The following is a 769-nucleotide window of genomic DNA, read 5'->3' as shown; positions in this document are numbered from 1 at the left end:
CCGCGGCTCGCGCCGGTGACGAACCAGGTGCGGGTACCTCCCGCGGCGGCGGGCGGTGCTGCGTGTGGCCCGGGGTCAGCCTTCATGTGCGCCATCGTGCCAGGCCGTCGGGTGACCTGTTGCCGAGGACGTGCGGGTCGGCCCTCCGAGGTTCTGTTCAAGCCACGACGCTGCAACGTTTCAAGCCCGCTCCTACGGGCAGGAGCTCGCGGTCTGAACAGAACCTCGGGCGCGACGGTGACGCACGCCGCGATCCGCGGATCACGAACCAGCTGGTGACGCCCACACCGGACACCCACCCGCGACGGAGCACTAGGCTCACGGCATGCCAGTGGACGACGTCGACACCCGGCCCGCGACGACGCGGCCCCCGACCCGCCGCGAGCGCCTCCGCCGGCAGACGGTCGACGAGATCGTGGAGCGGGCGCTGGAGCTCGTCGACACCGGCGGCGCGCACGGCCTGTCGATCGCCTCGGTGAGCAAGGCGATGGGCATGACGCCGCCCGCGCTCTACCACTACTTCGCCTCGCGGGAGGCGCTGCTCGACGCCCTGGTCCTGGCGGGGTACACCGGCCTCGGCACCGCCGTGGAGACCGCGGCGGACGCGGCGTCCGATCGCCCCGCCGCCGAGCGCGTGTCCGCGATCGCCCACGCGTGGCGCCGCTGGGCGCTGGCACACCCGCGCCGGTACGCGATGCTCTTCACCGGCGTCCGGCGCGAGGCGGTGGACCCCCTGAAGCACGTGGGCCCGATCACCCAGAGCATGCTC

General features: G+C 73.6%; 1 protein-coding gene. It reads left to right on the top strand.

Annotation, left to right across the window (positions count from 1 at the left end; all coding sequences use genetic code 11):
• Nucleotides 1-325 precede the first annotated feature (325 nt).
• Nucleotides 326-769: TetR/AcrR family transcriptional regulator (locus PROKR_RS09450; protein WP_157601986.1), on the top strand; the 444-nt coding region annotated here is incomplete at its 3' end.

It is taken from the genome of Promicromonospora kroppenstedtii DSM 19349, assembly GCF_000515355.1.
Classification (GTDB): domain Bacteria; phylum Actinomycetota; class Actinomycetes; order Actinomycetales; family Cellulomonadaceae; genus Promicromonospora; species Promicromonospora kroppenstedtii.
Note: the sequence above shows the minus strand (reverse complement) of the source record. Positions and strands in the feature narration are given on the sequence as shown.